This window comes from Cupriavidus sp. D39 (assembly GCF_026627925.1).
Lineage (GTDB): Bacteria > Pseudomonadota > Gammaproteobacteria > Burkholderiales > Burkholderiaceae > Cupriavidus > Cupriavidus ulmosensis.
This window is the reverse complement of sequence record NZ_JAPNLE010000009.1, coordinates 1,360,190-1,377,576: the sequence shown is the minus strand read 5'-3', so window position 1 is coordinate 1,377,576 and position 17,387 is coordinate 1,360,190. Positions and strand designations below refer to the sequence as shown.

Annotated in this window: 13 protein-coding genes and 1 pseudogene; 10 read left to right on the top strand and 4 right to left on the bottom strand. The window is 66.5% G+C overall.

Going from position 1 to position 17,387, the window contains the following annotated elements:
- Nucleotides 1-45 precede the first annotated feature (45 nt).
- Nucleotides 46-2,187 carry an NAD-dependent DNA ligase LigA gene (ligA, locus tag OMK73_RS18290; protein ID WP_267606425.1) on the top strand — a complete coding sequence of 714 codons (2,142 nt, stop codon included), beginning with the start codon at nt 46-48 and terminating at the stop codon, nt 2,185-2,187.
- On the top strand, nt 2,184-2,717 hold the full coding sequence (def, locus tag OMK73_RS18285; RefSeq protein WP_267603357.1) for a peptide deformylase: 534 nt from the start codon (nt 2,184-2,186) through the stop codon (nt 2,715-2,717). The genes ligA and def overlap by 4 nt, the downstream gene beginning before the upstream one ends.
- 28 nt (nt 2,718-2,745) lie before the next feature.
- Here the strand turns inward: def and OMK73_RS18280 are convergent, their stop codons facing one another.
- Nucleotides 2,746-3,690, bottom strand: a complete 945-nt coding sequence (locus OMK73_RS18280) for a LysR family transcriptional regulator (RefSeq protein WP_267603356.1) — start codon at nt 3,688-3,690, stop codon at nt 2,746-2,748.
- 192 nt (nt 3,691-3,882) lie between these two features.
- On the opposite strand from OMK73_RS18280, the gene OMK73_RS18275 reads away from it, so the two are divergent.
- Nucleotides 3,883-5,004: a hypothetical protein gene (locus tag OMK73_RS18275; RefSeq protein ID WP_420715545.1), complete on the top strand. Its 1,122-nt coding sequence runs from the start codon at nt 3,883-3,885 to the stop codon at nt 5,002-5,004.
- Nucleotides 5,005-5,086: 82 nt separating this feature from the next.
- Here OMK73_RS18275 and OMK73_RS18270 read toward each other — a convergent pair whose 3' ends face one another.
- The 3 genes and pseudogenes from OMK73_RS18270 to map form a co-directional block, all read right to left on the bottom strand.
- Nucleotides 5,087-7,024, bottom strand: a complete 1,938-nt coding sequence (locus tag OMK73_RS18270; protein ID WP_267603354.1) for a pseudouridine synthase — start codon at nt 7,022-7,024, stop codon at nt 5,087-5,089.
- 23 nt (nt 7,025-7,047) lie between these two features.
- Nucleotides 7,048-9,633 carry a [protein-PII] uridylyltransferase gene (locus OMK73_RS18265; protein ID WP_267606424.1) on the bottom strand — a complete coding sequence of 862 codons (2,586 nt, stop codon included), beginning with the start codon at nt 9,631-9,633 and terminating at the stop codon, nt 7,048-7,050.
- Nucleotides 9,634-9,700: 67 nt separating this feature from the next.
- Nucleotides 9,701-10,517, bottom strand: a pseudogene (gene map / locus OMK73_RS18260) (type I methionyl aminopeptidase).
- A 394-nt stretch (nt 10,518-10,911) separates the two neighbouring features.
- Between map and rpsB the strand changes: the two are divergent.
- The 7 genes from rpsB to ispC all read left to right on the top strand — a co-directional run bounded on the left by rpsB (nt 10,912) and on the right by ispC (nt 17,367).
- Complete coding sequence (gene rpsB, locus OMK73_RS18255; RefSeq protein WP_043346950.1) at nt 10,912-11,655, top strand: 30S ribosomal protein S2; 744 nt, start codon at nt 10,912-10,914, stop codon at nt 11,653-11,655.
- Between the two features lie 263 nt (nt 11,656-11,918).
- Complete coding sequence (gene tsf, locus OMK73_RS18250) at nt 11,919-12,797, top strand: translation elongation factor Ts (protein ID WP_267603351.1); 879 nt, start codon at nt 11,919-11,921, stop codon at nt 12,795-12,797.
- A 305-nt stretch (nt 12,798-13,102) separates the two neighbouring features.
- Nucleotides 13,103-13,813 carry a UMP kinase gene (gene pyrH, locus OMK73_RS18245; protein ID WP_267603350.1) on the top strand — a complete coding sequence of 237 codons (711 nt, stop codon included), beginning with the start codon at nt 13,103-13,105 and terminating at the stop codon, nt 13,811-13,813.
- 120 nt (nt 13,814-13,933) lie between these two features.
- Complete coding sequence (frr, locus tag OMK73_RS18240) at nt 13,934-14,494, top strand: ribosome recycling factor (protein ID WP_043346946.1); 561 nt, start codon at nt 13,934-13,936, stop codon at nt 14,492-14,494.
- Between the two features lie 53 nt (nt 14,495-14,547).
- On the top strand, nt 14,548-15,321 hold the full coding sequence (locus tag OMK73_RS18235; RefSeq protein ID WP_267603348.1) for an isoprenyl transferase: 774 nt from the start codon (nt 14,548-14,550) through the stop codon (nt 15,319-15,321).
- A 37-nt stretch (nt 15,322-15,358) separates the two neighbouring features.
- The gene (locus tag OMK73_RS18230; protein WP_267603347.1) at nt 15,359-16,180 is read left to right on the top strand and encodes a phosphatidate cytidylyltransferase; all 822 of its coding nucleotides are present in this window, start codon (nt 15,359-15,361) and stop codon (nt 16,178-16,180) included.
- An 11-nt stretch (nt 16,181-16,191) separates the two neighbouring features.
- The gene (gene ispC / locus OMK73_RS18225) at nt 16,192-17,367 is read left to right on the top strand and encodes a 1-deoxy-D-xylulose-5-phosphate reductoisomerase (RefSeq protein WP_267603346.1); all 1,176 of its coding nucleotides are present in this window, start codon (nt 16,192-16,194) and stop codon (nt 17,365-17,367) included.
- The last annotated feature ends 20 nt before the right edge of the window (nt 17,368-17,387 follow it).

Here is a 17,387-nt window from a genome sequence, read left to right as displayed (position 1 = left end):
ACGCCAGTTCGGCATCGACGATATCGACGACAACGACGACAACGGATTCAGTCCCTCCAGCATGAGCACCAAACCAGAAGGTGCGGCGGCGCAAGCCCCGCGCCTGTCAGCGATTTTCCCGCCGCGCGCGCCGACTGGCTGCGCGCCGAGCTGGAGCGCCACAATTACCAGTACTACGTCCTCGATGCGCCGTCGGTGCCCGATGCGGAATACGACGCGCTGTTCCGCGAGTTGCAGGACATCGAGGCCGTCCATCCCGACTTGCTGACCCCGGAGTCGCCCACGCAGCGCGTGGGCGGGCAGCCGCTGTCCGCCTTCGATACGGTGCGCCACGCCATCCCGATGCTGTCGCTCAACAACGGCTTCGAGGATGAGGACGTGGTGTCCTTCGACCGGCGTTGCGCACAGGGGCTGGGGCGCGCCGCGCCCGCCGAGGGCGCGGCCGACCTGTTCAGCGCCGCCGAGGCGGTGGAATATGCCTGCGAGCTGAAGTTCGACGGCCTGGCCATGTCCTTGCGCTACGAGGGCGGCCGGCTGGTGCAGGCCGCCACCCGTGGCGACGGCGAGACCGGCGAGGACGTGACCGTCAACGTGCGCACCATCAAGGCAATTCCGCTGCGGCTACGCGGCGACGCCGCGGACTTGCCGGCGGTGCTGGAAGTGCGCGGGGAAGTCTTCATGTACCGCCGCGAATTCGACAAGCTCAATGCGCGGCAGGCCGAGGCCGGAGAAAAGACCTTCGTCAATCCGCGCAATGCCGCCGCCGGCAGCCTGCGCCAGCTGGATCCGCGCATCACCGCGAAGCGCCCCTTGTCGTTCTTTGCCTACGGCTTGGGCGATCTGCAAGGTGCGCCGCGTCCGCAGACGCACAGCGCCATGCTCGACTGGTTCGCCGAGATCGGCATGCCGGTCTGCGCGGAGCGCGCGGTAGTGCTGGGCGCCGAGGGCTTGCTGGACTTCTACCGCGGCGTGGGCGAGCGGCGCGCGGCCTTGCCCTACGATATCGACGGCGTCGTGTACAAGGTCAACGCGCTGGCCGAGCAGGAGCGCCTTGGCTTCGTGTCGCGCGCGCCGCGCTTCGCGCTGGCGCACAAGTTCCCGGCCCAGGAAATGACCACGGTGGTCGAGGACATCGAGGTGCAGGTTGGCCGCACCGGCGCTATCACGCCGGTGGCGCGGCTGGCGCCGGTGTTCGTGGGCGGCGTGACGGTGACCAATGCCACGCTGCACAACGAGGACGAGATCCGTCGCAAGGATGTGCACATCGGCGATACCGTGATCGTGCGGCGTGCCGGCGACGTGATTCCCGAAGTGGTGGCGGTGGTGCCGGAGCGCCGGCCTGCCCACGCGCGGGCCTTTGTCATGCCCACCGCATGCCCGGTGTGCGGATCGCATATCGAGAAGCTGGAAGGTGAGGTGATCGCACGCTGCACCGGCGGGCTGATCTGCCCGGCCCAGCGCAAGCAGGCGCTGCTGCATTTCGCGCAGCGCCGCGCCATGGATATCGAAGGCCTGGGCGACAAGGTGGTCGAGCAGCTGGTCGATATGGCTATCGTGCACACGCCGGCCGATCTCTACAAGCTTGGCGTCGCCAAGCTGGCCGCGCTGGACCGGATGGCCGACAAGTCGGCCACCAACCTGGTGGCAGCGATCGAGGCCTCGCGCGAGACCACGCTCAACCGTTTTATCTTCTCGCTTGGCATCCGCCATGTGGGCGAAGCGACGGCCAAGGACCTGGCCAAGCATTTCGGCAAGCTCGACGGGCTGCTGGCAGCCGATGAGGCCGCCTTGCTGGAGGTCAACGACGTGGGGCCGGTGGTGGCGCAGTCCATCGCCAGCTTCCTGGCCGAGCCACACAATGTGGAAGTCATCGAGCAATTGCGCGCCGCCGGCGTGCACTGGCCGGAGAGCGAGCCGGCGGCACGCGCCGCGCCCGCTGCGCTGGCTGGCAAGACGTTCGTGCTGACCGGCACGCTGCCCACGCTCTCGCGCGAGGACGCCAAGGAAATGCTGGAAGCCGCCGGCGCCAAGGTGGCCGGCTCGGTGTCGAAGAAGACCGACTATGTGGTGGCTGGCGCGGAAGCCGGTAGTAAACTGGAAAAGGCCGAGGCGCTCGGCGTGCCCGTGCTGGACGAGGCCGCCATGCTGGCGTTGCTGGCCGAGCTTAAAACCGGAGATCAAGCATGATCCGTGACATTCTCAAGATGGGCGACCCGCGCCTGCTGCAGGTCGCGCGCCCTGTCACGCGCTTCAACACGCCGGAGCTGCGCCTCCTGATCGACGATATGTTCGACACCATGGATCACGCCAACGGCGCTGGCCTGGCCGCGCCGCAGATCGGCGTGGACCTGCAGGTGGTGATCTTTGGCTTCGACCGCAATCCGCGCTATCCCGACGCACCCACCGTGCCCAAGACGGTGCTGATCAATCCCGAGCTGACGCCGCTTGGCGAGGAGCAGGATGAAGCCTGGGAAGGCTGCCTGTCGGTGCCGGGGCTGCGCGGGGTGGTGTCGCGTTTCACGCGCCTGAAGTACACCGGCTATGACATGATGGGCGGGCGCATCGAGCGCGTGGCCGAGGATTTCCACGCGCGCGTGGTGCAGCATGAATGCGATCACCTACAGGGCATCCTCTATCCCATGCGGGTGACGGACTTCACGCGCTTCGGCTTTACCGAGGTGCTGTTCCCCGACCTGCCTCCCAATAGCGACGACTGAGCGGCGACGACTGAGCGGCGACGACTGCTCAGCGATTGCCCTGGCGGCGATGGCGTGCCGCGATGCGGTGGGTCAGGGCGACCAGCGCCGCGCAGGCAGGGTTGTCGTCGCGCTCCCGGTAAGCCAGGGTCAGCGGCGCGCGCAGCTGGTCGGCTTCTTTCATGCGGCGGTAAGCCACGCCGTGCGGGTTGAGCCCGGCCATCGAGGCCGGCACCACCGTCACGCCGGCGCCGGCGGCTACCAGGTTAAGGTTGCTCAGCATCCGCTCGACTTCCGCGCCCACGCGGGGCGTGAAGCCCAGCCGCTCGCACACCTTCAGCAGATCGCCATACATGCCCGGCGCGCCTGGGCGCCGCACCAGGATGAACGCGTCGTCTGCCAGCGCGCGCAGCGAGATGGCTTCCTGGGCCGACGTGTGGGCCGACTCAGCACGCTTGCGCAGCAGCGGATGGTCCAGCGGCAGCGCGATCACCATTTCCTCTTCCAGCAGCAGCTCGAAGCGCAGGCCTTCGGGGCGACCCACCGGCGCGCGCAACAGCGCGACATCGAGCGTGCCCGCGGCGAGTTGCTCGATGACCTCGGCGGCGTTGTTCTCGCTGAGCTTGAGCGCGATGCCGGGAAACCGGCGGCGACAGGCGCGCAGCACCTCCGGCGTCAGCTTGTGCGCGGCGGCCGAGCTGGTGAAGCCGACCGATAGCATGCCTTCCTCGCCGCGCGCCATGCGCTGCATGCGCTGGCGCGCCTGGTCCAGGCGGGCAAAGATGTCCAGCGCGTCGGTACGCAGCGCGCGCCCGGCGGCGGTGAGGATCACGCCGCGTGGCTGACGCTCGAACAGGATCACCCCAAGCTCGGCCTCGAGCGCCTTCAACTGTTGCGACAGCGGGGGCTGCTGGATGCCGAGCTGCTCGGCGGCGCGCGTGATGTGGCCGGTTTCGGCTACCGCGAGGAAGTAGCGAAGGTGTCTCAGTTCCATGATTTGTTTCCGGGCCGGCGCTGCAGGATACATATCTTTTAGATATGTATCTCCACTGTGGCATATATTTTACATCCAGGTTGCGGCGGCCTAGGATGATGCGGCTTTACGAACGAAAACACTGGCGCGCGCCAAGCGGCGCGCCACATCGAGCATCAGGAGACAGGACATGAAGACAATTCGGCTTGCGCGTTGCGCGTCGATCGCACTGATTGCGCTGGCCGCGGCGGCCCAGTTCGGCTGCGCCGCCCCAGGCGCGGACAGTGCCGCGAAGCAGGCCGCGCCGGCGGGCGGCACGGCGCCGCAAGCCGCTGCCCCCAATGGCAACGGATCAGGCTCGGCACGGGCGCGAGCGCCTACGATTTCCCGGTCTACGCCAACCATCCGCTGGACGGCGACCTGCGCGGCATCCGCGAGGTGATCTTCGTCCAGCACGGGCTGCAGCGCAATGGCGACGACTACTTCACGGCCGGCGCGGCGCTGCTCAAGCAAACCGGGCGTAATCCCGACGAGGTGCTGCTGCTCGCGCCGAACTTCCCCGGCACGCCGGATGCGGCCAAGGGCAAGCATTTCGACGGCATGCCGATGTGGAGCGTGCAGGGCTGGATGGGCGGGGAGGACGCGGTCAACCCGCCGTTCTCGGTCAGCTCGCTGCAGGTGCTGGACGACCTCGTCGGCATGGTGACCAACAAGGCCCGTTTTCCCGCGGTGACCCGCGTGACGGTGGCCGGCCACTCGGGCGGCGCGCAGCTGGTGCATCGCTATGCGGTGCTGAACAACGTCGACGAGCGCATCCGTGCGGGCGACATCGATCTGCGCTACGTGGTGGCGAATCCTTCGTCGTATCTGTATTTCACGCCGGAGCGCCCGCGCGGCAAGGACTTTGCGCCCTATGACACGGCCATTTGCGCGGACTACGACAAATACCGCTATGGCATGCGCGACATGGTGCCCTATGCGCGCGGCGCGACGGGCGATGCGCTGTTCCGCCGCTATCAGCAGCGCCAGGTGACCTACCTGGTGGGCTCGGAAGACAACGACCCCAACCACCGCGTGCTCGACAAGGCCTGCGGCGCCGAGGCCGAGGGGCCGACCCGGCTGGAGCGCGCGCGCGGCTACCTGCGCTACCAGCAATACCTTGCCGTGCCGTTGGGCAGCCAGCGCCCACCGGTGCGCCACCAGGCGTTCGAGGTGGTTGGCGTGGGGCACAACCAGGAGCGGATGCTCGGCTCGCAATGCGGCGCCAAGGCGGTGTTCGGGCTGGCGGAGACGGCCAATGCGCACGGCGCCGCTTGCCGCGCGCCGCAGCTGTGAAGCGATTGGCGCAGGGCAGCGCGCGCGCCATGGTGGACTTGCAGGGCGGCCATGGCGGCCGCCAGCTTGCTTCGGCTGGTGCTTAGAACTTCTCGAAGGCGCCAAGGAAGCGCCACTGGCCCACCGGCAGGTCGCCCAGCACGATGCGGCCCATGCGCACGCGCTTCAGGCCCACGACCCGCAGGCCAACCTGTTCGCACATGCGGCGGATCTGGCGCTTCTTGCCCTCGCGCAGGACGAAGCGCAACTGCTCCTCGTTCTGCCAGCTCACCTTGGCCGGCTTGAGCGCCTCACCATCCAGCGACAGGCCGTGGCGCAGCTTCTCGATCAGTTCCACCGGGAACACGTGCGAGATGTCGCGCTCGACCAGGCCTTCCGGCGAATCCCAGCTCACCCGCACCAGGTATTCCTTCTCGACGGTCGAGTCCTCGCCGATCAGGTGGCGCGCAACGCGGCCGTCCTGGGTCAGCACCAGCAGGCCGGTGGAGTCGATGTCGAGCCGGCCGGCAGGCGCCAGGCTCTTGCGTTGCCACGGGGCAAAGCGCTTGCGTGTGGGGTCCAGCTCCCACTGGTTTTCCGGCGCGAACAGCACGGCGGCGGGCTCGTAGCCATCTTCGGCCTGGCCCGACACGTAACCGACCGGCTTGTGCAGCAGCACGGTCACGCGTTCGCCTTGCTCGGAGCGCGCAGCCTGGTGGATCTCGATGTTGGCGTCCGGGCTGATGCGCGAGCCGAGCTCGGTGACGGGCTGGCCGTCGACCAGTACCCAGCCGCGCGGAATCCATTCATCGGCTTCGCGGCGCGAACACAGGCCGAGTTCCGACATCCGCTTGGACAGGCGCACCAGGCCATCGGAGCTAGGTTGGGGCGCGTTTTGCACGGGGGCCGCACGTTCCGCACGTTCCGTACGTTCGGGACGGGCGCCCTGGTAGTCGCGCCGGCCGGCATCGCCGGAGCGGTGCGGACGGTCTTGTCCTTCGCCCGGGCCGAAGCGGCGCGCACGGTCATTGTCGCCACCGGGAGCGGGACGGCGAGGGCGGTCGTCGCCCTGGCCGGCAAAGCGGCGCGGACGGTCCTGGCCTTCGCCGGGACCGAAATTGCGCGGGCGATCGTTGCCTTCTCCGGCAAAGCGGCGAGGGCGGTCCTGGCCCTCGCCCGGGGTGAAGCGGCGCGGACGGTCTTGCCCTTCGCCGGGCGCGAAGCGACGCGGACGATCCTGGCCTTCGCCCGGGGCGAAGCGGCGCGGACGGTCTTGCCCTTCGCCGGGCGCGAAGCGACGCGGACGATCCTGGCCTTCGCCCGGGGCGAAGCGACGCGGGCGGTCCTGGCCTTCGCCGGGCGCAAAACGGCGCGGGCGGTCCTGGCCTTCGCCCGGGGTGAAGCGGCGCGGACGGTCTTGCCCTTCGCCGGGCGCGAAGCGACGCGGACGATCCTGGCCTTCGCCCGGGGCGAAGCGACGCGGGCGGTCCTGGCCTTCGCCGGAGCCGAAGTTGCGCGGGCGGTCATTGCCTTCGCCAGCAAAGCGGCGGGGACGGTCCTGCCCTTCGCCCGGGGCAAAGCGACGCGGACGGTCCTGGCCTTCGCCGGGGCCGAAGTTGCGCGGGCGGTCATTGCTGTCGCCGCCAAAGCGGCGGGGCCGATCCTGGCCTTCACCCGGGGTGAAACGGCGCGGACGGTCCTGCCCTTCGCCGGAGTCGAAACGGCGCGGGCGATCGTTGCCTTCGCCGGCAAAGCGGCGCGGACGGTCCTGCCCCTCGCCTGGACCGAAGCGGCGCGGCCGGTCCTGCCCCTCGCCCGTACGCGGGCCGCGCGGCGGGCGCTGGCCAGCGTCTTCCGCCTTCTTGCGGCCGCCGGCGCGTTCCTGTGCCTGCTTGATGCCGTCGACCACGGCGCGCACGCGTCCACGGTTCAGGTCGGACACCCGCACCGGCCGGGTGGCGGCGGGTTTGCGGGCGTTGCCCTCGGGCGCGGCGGTCTTGATGCCCAGCGTCTTGCGCTTGGGCGAATTGCTATCGGTCATATCTTCTATGTGGGGCGTCCGGCCTAGATGGCCAGCGCCGCCAGCAGGTCCTGTTCAAGCTGTAACTGCAGTTTGTTATCCGAGCCGAGGCGGCTGCCATCGACCAGGAAAACGTCTTCCACCCGCTCGCCGAGCGTATTGATGCGGGCGGTATGCACCGAGGTGCGATGTTTGGCCAGTACGCGCGAGATCGCGTACAGCAGGCCGGTGCGGTCGTTGGCCGACAAAGAAAGCAGGTAGTACTGGCCGCGTTCGTCGGGGCGCAGGTCAACGCGCGGCTTGATCGGGAAGCTGCGCGACTGGCGCGACAGCCGCCCCTGGGCGGGTTCCGGCAGCGTGCCTTGCTGCTGCAGGCGCTCTGCCAGTTCGTGCTCCACCAGCGCGATGATGTCGCGGTAGTTGCCGCTGGCATCGCTGCTGATGCCCGGGTCGGTCACCTGGAAGGTATCCAGCGCATAGCCGTGGCGCGTGGTGTGGATCTTGGCCTCCTGAATGGAGAAGCTCTTGCGCTCGAAATAGCCGCAGATGCGCGCGAACACGTCGGGCTGGTCCTTGACGTAGACCGCCACCTGCAGGCCTTCGCCCGCGGGCGACAGGCGCGCCTTGACCACCGGCACCGGGCTGTCCACCTTGTTGTACAGGTGCCGCGTGAGCCAGGCGATGTCGCGCGCATCGTGACGCAGGAAGAAGGCCACGTCGAGCTGGGCCCACAATGGCTTGCCCAGTTCCGGGTCGAACGCCTTGAGCCGCAGCTGCGCAATGGTGTCGTCCTTGCGCTGCGCCCACAGCGAATGCGGGTCCACGCGCGCGCCGCCCAGCACGCGCAGCGTGATGCGGTAGAGGTCTTCCAGCAGCTTGCCCTTCCACGCGTTCCACACCTTGGGGCTGGTGCCGCGGATATCGGCCACCGTCAGCAGGTAGAGCGCGGTCAGGTAGCGCTCGGTGCCGACCACGCGGGCGAAGGCATGGATCACGTCCGCATCGGTCAGGTCCTGCTTCTGCGCGACATGGCTCATGGTCAGGTGATGCTCGACCAGCCAGGCGATCAGGTCGGCATCTTCGCGCTCGATGCCGTGCTGCTTGCAGAACCGGCGCGCGTCGGCCGTGCCAAGCTTGGAGTGATCGCCGCCGCGGCCCTTGGCGATGTCGTGGAACAGCGCCGCCACCCACAGCACCCAGGGGCGGTCGAAGGTGGCCATCAGCTGGCTGCAGAAGGGGAATTCGTGCGTGTGCTCGACGATGGCGAAGCGGCGCATGTTGCGCACCACCATCAGGATGTGCTGGTCCACCGTGTAGACGTGGAACAGGTCGTGCTGCATCTGCCCGACGATGCGGCGGAAATTGATCAGGTAACGGCCCAGCACGCTGGTCTGGTTCATCAGGCGCAGCGCGTGGGTGATGCCCTGCGGCTCCTGCACGATGGCGAGGAACAGGCGGCGGTTTACCGGATCGTTGCGCCAGCTCGCGTCCATCACCGTGCGGGCGTTGTACAGGCCGCGCAGCGTACGTGGCGACAAGCCCTTGACGCCCGGCGTGCGCTCGTACACCAGGAACGTTTCCAGGATGGCGTGGGGCTCGCGCTCGTAGAGATCGTCGCTGGTGATCTCGAGCATGCCCTGGCGTTCCACGAAGCGCTCGTTGATGACACGCGTCACCTTGGATTCGCTCGGGAACAGCATGGCCTCGATATTGAGCAGCAGCACGATATTGAGCTGCGTGACCGCCTTGGCCGCCCAGTAATAACGGCGCATCAGCTGCTCGCTGGCGCGCTTGTTATTGTTCTGCCGATAGCCGAAGGACTCGGCCAGCGCGGTCTGCAGGTCGAACACCAGCACGTCCTGGCGGCGTCCGGCCACCAGGTGCAGGCGCGCACGGATGGTCTTGAGCAGGCGCTCGTTGCGGGCGAGCTCCTGCGCTTCGCGCTCGCTCAGCAGCCCGCGCTCGAACAGTTCCTTCCAGCTGTCGCCCAGGCCGGCCGCCTTGGTCATCCACAGGATCACCTGCAGGTCGCGCAGGCCGCCGGGGCTTTCCTTGCTGTTGGGCTCGAGCGAGTAGGGCGTGTCCTGGTACTTGGCGTGGCGCTGGCGCATTTCCAGCAGCTTGGCCTGGAAGAAGGCGCGCGGGTCCAGGTCGGCCTGGTAGCGCGTCTGCAGCTCGGAAAACAGCTTGCGGTTGCCCGTCAGCAGGCGCGCTTCCAGCAAGGACGTCTGGATCGTCACGTCCTGGCGCGATTCGCGGATGCAGTCGTCCACGGTGCGCACGGCGGAGCCGATTTCAAGCCCCAGGTCCCAGCACAGGCCGATGAACTTCTCCAGCCTGGAGGTGGTGTCCTCGTCGGGCTCCGATGGCAGCAACAGCAGCACATCCACATCGGAAAACGGGAACAGCTCGCCGCGCCCGTAGCCGCCCACCGCCACCAGCGCGCTGTCGTCCGGCAGGCCCAGCCCGCGCCAGGCTTCGACCAGCGCGGTATCGACCGCGCGCCGCAGGCGCGTCAGCAGGTGGCCGACATGGCCGTGCGCGTTGAAGTCCGCGAACACGGCTTGCTTGTCGGCTTTCAGCTGATCGCGAACACGGGTGGCGAGGATGATTTCCGGCGTGGCGTCCATGGCTAGGGCTTGGGGCATCGAAGGGACGGCTGAAATAAGAAGGGCGCCAACTTTGGCGCCCGTAGCGTCAGGCTGCAACAGAATCAGTGACGAACGACGGCGGCGCCTGCGTGCCCGCGGAGACGGTGAGCACGTCGTAGCCGGTCTCGGTCACCAGGATGGTGTGCTCCCACTGCGCGGACAGGCTGCGGTCACGCGTCTTGACGGTCCAATGGTCGGGCATGGTGCGGATATCGCGCTTGCCTGCGTTGACCATCGGCTCGATCGTGAAGATCATGCCGGGCTGGATTTCCATGCCGGTGCCGGGGCGGCCGTAGTGCAGGATCTGCGGGTCTTCGTGGAAGTTCTTGCCGATGCCGTGGCCGCAGTACTCGCGCACCACGGTATAGCCGGCGCTTTCCGCATGGACCTGGATCACATGGCCGATATCGCCGAGGCGGGCGCCGGGGCGCACCTGGGCGATGCCCTTCCACATGCATTCGAAGGTGATCTGAGCCAGGCGCTTGGCCAGGATCGAGCCCTCTCCGGCGATGAACATGCGGCTGGTGTCGCCGTAGTAGCCTTCCTTGGTGATCACGGTGATGTCGAGGTTCACCGCGTCGCCGGACTTCAGCACGCGCTCGCCCGGGATGCCGTGGCAGATGACGTCGTTGACCGACGTGCAGATGGCGCCGGGGAAGGGGGTAGCCCGGCGGCGCATAATTCAGGGGCGCGGGTACCGTGCCCTGCACTTCGCGCATATAGGCGTGGCACAGCCGGTCGAGTTCGCCGGTGGTGACTCCCGGCTTGACGAAGGGCGTGATGTAGTCGAGGACCTCGGAGGCCAGCCGGCAGGCTACCCGCATTTGGGCGATGTCGTCGGCGTTCTTGATATGGATGCTCATGCTGCTCGCAAAAGTGGCGGCGAAGCCACGGGCTGCGCCTCAAATCGAATCTGAAAGTGGGATTATCGCACCATCGGCCACCAACCGCAGCCGAAAACGGGCTTCGCCGGCTATGGGCGCCTCCTTTCCATGGCGATTGGCCTCTTGAGCGAAGTCCTGTTTTGTTGCTACAATCTCTGGCTGGCTTTCTTGCGGCTTCCTGGCGTGTCGATGTGACATGCCGGCAGCAGCTCGCAGGCCGGGGCAGCTACTAACTTGTGGCCGCTGTATTTGGTGGGCGCCTTGCGCTTACTAAATATACAAAGTTTTTGAAATTGCGAGTCCGTCCATCCGGGGTGTTCCTTTTCAGGAATGTCGGGGCGGACTTCAGACCTAACCCTTTTGGAGATTTTTCATGTCCGTTACCATGCGCGAAATGCTGGAAGCCGGTTGCCACTTTGGCCACCAAACCCGCTTCTGGAACCCCAAGATGGCTCCGTACATCTTCGGCCACCGCAACAAGATCCATATTATCAACCTCGAAAAGACGTTGCCGATGTTCCAGGACGCGCTGAAGTACGTGCGTCAACTGGCAGCAAATCGCGGCACCGTGCTGTTCGTGGGCACCAAGCGTCAATCGCGCGAAATCCTGGCTGAAGAAGCAGGCCGCGCTGGCATGCCCTACGTCGACGCCCGCTGGCTCGGCGGCATGATGACCAATTTCAAGACCGTCAAGATCTCGATCAAGCGCCTGAAGGACATGGAAGCCGCCAAGGAAGCCGGCGCGCTGGAAACCATGAGCAAGAAGGAAGCCCTGATGTTCGAGCGCGAAATGGACAAGCTGCAAAAGTCCATCGGCGGCATCAAGGACATGGGCGGCGTGCCTGACGCCATCTTCGTGGTCGACGTCGGCTACCACAAGATTGCCGTGACCGAAGCCAAGAAGCTGGGCGTGCCCGTCATCGGCGTGGTCGATACCAACCACTCGCCGGAAGGCATCGACTACGTGATCCCGGGTAACGACGACTCGAGCAAGGCAGTTGCCCTGTACGTGCGCGGCGTGGCCGACGCGATCCTGGAAGGCCGTGCAAACGCCGTGCAGGACGTGGTTGAAGCCGCCCGCGGCGGTGACGATTTCGTCGAAGTCGAAGAAGCCTAAAGGCTTGCTGCCGTAAGGACCCCATACCGCGCGCATCGCAAGCTGACACATCACCGCTAGCCGACCGGCCCCAGGGCCGGGCGCTGCGCGCAGCCGGGGCTTTCCGGCAATCGAGGGGGCGAATCTTACGCCCCTTTTTTCGAATTGTTGTCATCCGCCCCTGGCATGATCTGGCGCGGGTGAAGTTGAACATACCTCCGGATCCCGGATCCTGCCGCACCGACGGCGGGATAGGGCGGGGCGAACCATTCAAGGAGTGACAAATGGCGGCAATTACCGCAAGCATGGTGGCAGAACTGCGCGCGAAGACCGACGCGCCGATGATGGAGTGCAAGAAGGCCCTGACCGAGGCCGACGGCAACATGGAAAAGGCTGAAGAGCTGCTGCGCGTCAAGCTGGGCAACAAGGCCAGCAAGGCCGCCTCGCGCGTGACCGCCGAAGGCGTGGTCGTGTCCTTCATCGAGGGTACCACCGGCGCGCTGGTGGAACTGAACTGCGAAACCGACTTCGTGTCGAAGAACGACGACTTCATGGCGTTCTCGAACAAGGTCGCCGAACTGGTCGCCAAGCAGAACCCGGCCGACGTGGCTGCGCTGTCGGCGCTGGAAATCGACGGCGTGACCGTTGAAGCCACCCGTACCGCCCTGATCGGCAAGATCGGCGAAAACCTGGCGATCCGCCGCTTTGCCCGCTACGCCAATGGCGGCAAGCTGGCTGCCTACCTGCACGGCACCCGCATCGGCGTGATGGTCGAGTTCGACGGCGACGAAACCGCCGCCAAGGACGTGGCCATGCACGTTGCCGCGATGAAGCCGGTGTCGCTGTCGTCCGCCGACGTGCCCGCCGAGCTGATCGCCAAGGAGCGCAGCATTGCGGAGCAAAAGGCTGCCGAATCGGGCAAGCCGGCCGAAATCGTCGCCAAGATGGTCGACGGCTCGGTGCAGAAGTATCTGAAGGAAGTGTCGCTGTTCAACCAGACCTTCGTGAAGAACGACAAGCAGACCGTCGAGCAGATGCTCAAGGCCGCCAACACCACGGTCAAGGGTTTCACCCTGTACGTGGTCGGTGAAGGCATCGAGAAGAAGCAGGACGACTTTGCCGCTGAAGTGGCCGCCCAGGTGGCAGCCGCCCAAAAGGCCTGAAGTCCTGGCGACCAGGGTGCCCGGTAGGGTGCCCCACCGGTCGCCGTATAATGCCGAGGGGCACCGCAAGGTGCCCCTCGGCACAAATGACCGCGCCGCGCTTACCCGTGCGGCGCGGGCGAAGTAGCCCGTTTCCGCAGTCGTCTGACCTGCCGTGCTTCAAGCGCATGTTTGTTCTGCGTTTGCCGTGCAGCAACCAGGCCACCCCGAAAACCGGCTTTTATAGCGGCGGCACGCCGATCCGTGCCGCTTGCCTTCAAATATCCGACTCAACAGAACGAGCCGAACCAGCCCCGGGGATCAATATGCCAGCTTATAAGCGCGTCCTACTGAAATTGTCCGGCGAAGCCCTGATGGGTGATGATGCCTTCGGCATCAATCGCTCGACCATCGAGAGCATGGTCAATGACATCGCCGAGATCGTGAGGCTGGGCGTCCAGGTCGCGGTGGTGATCGGCGGTGGCAACATCTTCCGCGGCGTGGCCGGCGGGGCAGCGGGCATGGACCGCGCCACGGCCGACTACATGGGCATGCTGGCCACCATGATGAATGCGCTAGCCCTGCAGGATGCCATGCGTCACGCCGACATCGTTGGCCGCGTGCAGTCGGCCCTGCGCATGGACCAGGTGGTCGAGCCTTACATCCGCCCGCGCGCCATCCGCCAGCTGGAGGAGGGTAAGGTGGTGATCTTCGCCGCCGGCACCGGCAACCCCTTCTTCACGACCGATACCGCTGCCGCCCTGCGTGGCGCGGAAATCGGCGCGGAAATCGTGCTCAAGGCGACCAAGGTGGACGGCGTCTACACCGCCGACCCGAAGAAGGACCCCAGCGCCACGCGCTACACCACCATCTCCTTCGATGAGGCGATCTCGCGCAACCTGCAGGTGATGGATGCCACGGCGTTCGCCTTGTGCCGCGACCAGAAGCTGCCGATCAAGGTGTTCTCCATCGTCAAGCCGGGCGCGCTCAGACGCGTGATCCTGGGCGAAGACGAAGGTACGCTGGTGCACGTATAAGTGCTGCACCAGGCGCTGGTGCGCTGCCGCCGAAGGTGGCGCGCGTGCCGGCAAAGAGTAGAATGATTCATTTTCGATCCCGCCGTCCGGGATCATGGTTACCCGTTTTCGGAGGTAAAAATGAGCGTCGCCGACACCAAGAAGAGCGTCGAGCAGAAAATGCAAAAGACCATTGAAGCGTTCAAGGCCGACCTGGCCAAGATTCGCACTGGTCGTGCACACACAGGTCTGCTCGACCACGTACAAGTGGATTACTACGGCTCCCCGGTGCCGATCAGCCAGGTGGCCAACGTCGGCCTGGCCGATTCGCGCACCATCAGCGTGCAGCCGTGGGAAAAGAAGATGGTCAGCGCCATCGAGAAGGCCATCCGCGACGCGGACCTGGGCCTGAACCCGTCGACCATGGGCGAGACCATCCGCGTGCCAATGCCCATGCTGACCGAAGAGCGCCGCAAGGAACTCGCCAAGGTCGTCAAGGGTGAGGCCGAGGGCGCCAAGATCGCCGTGCGCAACCTGCGCCGCGATGCCAACGAGCAGTTCAAGAAGCTGGTCAAGGACAAAGCCATTTCCGAGGACGACGAGCGCCGCGGACAGGACGATGTCCAGAAGCTGACCGACAAGTTCGTCGCCGAGATCGACAGGATGGTTGCCGAGAAGGACAAGGAGATCATGACGGTGTGACGCATAATGCGGTGGCTTGCCAGCCGCCGCTGTGTCCGGTACCGTTTCCCATCATGCATCACATCAGTTCCACGCTCAGCGTCCCCGACTCCACCTATGTGCCCCGCCACGTTGCCATCATCATGGATGGCAACGGCCGCTGGGCGACCAAGCGGCACCTGCCACGCGTTGCCGGCCACAGCCGTGGCCTGGATGCCGTCCGGGCCGTGGTGGAAGCCTGCGCCGCGCGTGGCGTGCAGTACCTGACCCTGTTCGCGTTCAGTTCCGAGAACTGGCGCCGCCCGGCGGACGAAGTCTCGTTCCTGATGCGGCTGTTCATGACCGCGTTGCGCCGCGAGGTGGTCAAGATGCACGCCAACAATATCCGGGTGAGGGTGGTTGGCGACCTGAGCCGCTTCAGCCCTCGCATCCAGCAGCTGATCACCGACGCCGAGGCCCGCACCGACGGCAACACCGGCCTGACGGTGACCATCGCCGCCAATTACGGCGGCCGCTGGGACCTGCTCCAGGCCATGCGCAAGATGCTGGCGCGCTCGCCCATGCTCGATCCGGAATCCGTGGACGAATCCATGCTCGCGCCGCACCTGGCCATGGCCTACGCGCCCGAGCCCGACCTGTTCATCCGCACCGGGGGCGAGCAGCGCATCAGCAATTTCTTGCTGTGGCAGCTGGCGTACTCCGAGCTCTATTTCACCGACGTGTTCTGGCCGGATTTCAGCGCCGCAGAGCTCGACAAGGCATTTGCCTCGTACCGGCAGCGCGAGCGCCGCTTCGGCCGTACCAGCGCGCAAGTGGTGGCACCACCCGGCCTTTCCGGCACCGCCTGAAGCCGTTTTCCATTTTTTCACCGGAATCCCGCAGCGCATGCTTCTTACCCGTGTCATCACCGCCGTATGCCTGTTGCTGCTGATCCTGCCGATCCTGTTCCTGGCACCCCCGTCGGCGCTGGCCGGCCTGGTGGCGGTGATCGTCGTCCTGGCGGGCTGGGAATTCGGTCGCTTGATCGGGCTGCGCGGCGTCTGGCCCTATGTCTATGCGGTGGCCTGCCTGGTCGCCCTGGTCGGCTGGCATGATGCTGCCGACCGCCAGGCGCTGACCCGCCTGCTGCAGGTCGGCGTGGCCTGCTGGGGCGTCGCCGTGGTGCTGCTGGCGCGCGGCGTGCGCCAGGCCAGCCCGTCCTTTACCTTGCTGGGCGCCATTCTCGGCTTGTTCATGCTGCCCGCGTTCGGCCACGCCACCTTGATCCTGCGCGAGCTGGGCATCGGGGTGCTGCTGTCGGTGGCGGTGCTGGTCTGGGCGGCCGATATCGGCGCCTACTTTGTCGGCAAGGCCATCGGGCGGCGCAAGCTTGCCCCCACCATCAGCCCGGGCAAGTCCTGGGAAGGCGCCATCGGCGGCTGGCTGGTGGTGCTGCTGATCGCTCTCGGGCTTGCCGCTACCCAAGCTTTTTCCCCGACCTGGTTCTCTGGCATGGCCGACCATAACGGCCTGGCCGTCGTGGCGCTGCTGTCTACCCTGCTGGTGGTCGCCAGCGTCGTGGGGGATCTCTTCGAGTCGCTGCTCAAGCGCCAGGTTGGCATGAAGGACAGCAGCAGGCTGTTGCCAGGCCATGGTGGCGTGCTCGACCGGATCGATGCCCTCTTGCCCGTGTTTCCGCTGGCCGCCTTGCTGGCCATCTATCTTTGAGTTGATCTGATATGCGTCGTATTACCGTCCTGGGTGCCACCGGCTCGATCGGGGAAAGTACGCTTGATGTGGTCAAGCGCCACCCCGAGCGCTATGCGGTCCATGCGCTGACGGCACATCGGCAGGTCGACAAGCTGGCTGCGCTATGCCGGGAATTCCGCCCGGCCCACGCCGTGGTCGGCACCGCCCAGGCAGCGAGCGAGCTGGAGGCGCTGCTGCGCACGGCCGGCGTGAAGACCGAGGTTGACTATGGCGAGGCAGCGCTGGAAGCGGTGGCGGTCGATCCCGCAGCCGATTCGGTCATGGCAGCCATCGTCGGCGCAGCCGGGCTGCGTCCCACGCTGGCCGCGGCGCGGGCTGGCAAGCGCGTGCTGCTGGCCAACAAGGAAGCGCTGGTGATGTCCGGCCGGCTCTTCATGGATGCCGTGCGCGAGCACGGCGCCACGCTGCTGCCGATCGACAGCGAGCACAATGCCATTTTCCAGTGTCTGCCGGCGGACGATCCGCGCCTGGGCGCGGGCGTCTCCAAGATCCTGCTGACGGCTTCCGGCGGCCCGTTCCGGACCCGGGATCCGGCCACCTTGCACGATATCTCGCCGGACGAGGCCTGCGCCCATCCGAACTGGGTGATGGGCCGCAAGATCTCGGTCGACTCCGCCACCATGATGAACAAGGGGCTGGAGGTGATCGAGGCGCACTGGCTGTTTGCCGCGCCGGCGGACCGCATCGAGGTGCTGATCCACCCGCAGAGCATCGTGCATTCGATGGTGTCCTACGCCGACGGCTCGGTGCTGGCCCAACTCGGCAACCCTGACATGCGCACGCCGATCGCCTACGGGCTGGCCTATCCCGAGCGCATGCACGCGGGCGTTTCCCCGCTGGACCTTACCCGTGCCGGCGCGCTGACCTTCGAAACCCCGGATCTGGCGCGCTTTCCCTGCCTGGGCCTGGCGTTCGACGCCTTGCGGGCAGGCGGGGTGGCCCCGGTCATCCTGAACGCCGCGAACGAGGTTGCCGTCGAGGCGTTCCTGCAAGGCCGGATCCGTTTCACCGACATCGCGCGCATCGTGGCGCAGGTGTTGGCGCAGGCCTCGCCCGGCAGCGTCGACACGCTGGAAGGCGTGATGGACGCCGACCAGGAGGCGCGCCGCCGCGCCGGCGCCTTGCTGGAAAGCGGGCATTCGTGATGACGCCGGTGGAGGCGCGG